The organism is Streptomyces turgidiscabies Car8, from assembly GCF_000331005.1.
Classification (GTDB): Bacteria; Actinomycetota; Actinomycetes; order Streptomycetales; family Streptomycetaceae; genus Streptomyces; species Streptomyces turgidiscabies.
The window spans coordinates 1-774 of record NZ_AEJB01000486.1 but is presented as its reverse complement, the minus strand read 5'-3'; the positions used below and the strand labels follow the sequence as shown (position 1 = coordinate 774).

The 774-nt window shown below is 70.3% G+C and carries 1 protein-coding gene; it reads right to left on the bottom strand.

Annotated features, from left to right (window positions below; all coding sequences use genetic code 11):
• Positions 1 to 364, bottom strand: a 364-nt coding sequence (locus STRTUCAR8_RS34960; protein WP_044473428.1) for an ATP-binding protein, incomplete at its 3' end; no start/stop codon positions are given.
• Positions 365 to 774 lie beyond the last annotated feature (410 nt).

The following is a 774-nucleotide window of genomic DNA, read 5'->3' as shown; positions in this document are numbered from 1 at the left end:
CCCCGTTCAGTTCGAACCACACCGCCTTGCCCACGCCGTGCGCCCTGACTCCCCACGCGTCGGCGAGGGACTCCACCAGAACCAGCCCTCTGCCATGCGTACCGTCGTCGGCGACCGGTGCGCGCATCCTCGGCCTGCGTCCCACGAAGTCCCGTACCTCCACGCGTAGTCCGTGCGGTGAGACGGTCGCCGTCAGCACCGCGTCGCGGTCGGTGTGGACCAGCGCGTTGGTGACCAGCTCGCTGGTGAGCAGTTCCGCTATCTCGGAGCAGCCGGGCCGCCCCCAGTGCCGCAACAGCTCGCGCAGTGCCCTACGGGCCTCCGGTACCTCCCGCAGATCCGAACAGCCCAGCCTGCGCCTCATGTACGACGCCTCCCCCCGGTGCGTGCCGCCGCCGTCGCCGACGGCGTTGCCGTTGTCGTCGTTGCCATCGCCGTGGTCGTGGTCGTTCTCGGTCGTTTCCTCCGCCGTTTTCGCCGAGAAGGCCCCGATGGTTACGGGACCGCCCCCTCGCGCCTGCCTCTTCATGACCCCCGCCCGGACGCCGGTGTACTGTCCCCTCCTGATCGAACGCGTTCACGGGATCCATGCCCCCGACCTGAACACGGCAGTCATGTCGAATCCTCAACGACCGGATGTACGGGGCTGGTTGGTCCGTTCCTGGCCGGATCCGGACGTCGACGGCGCCCGCCGGAAGCTGCTGGAGGGGCGTCTGGAGCGGACGCTGCGGCAGTTCACGCGCCCGTCCAGGCGGGGACGGGCGCGTGCGGGGC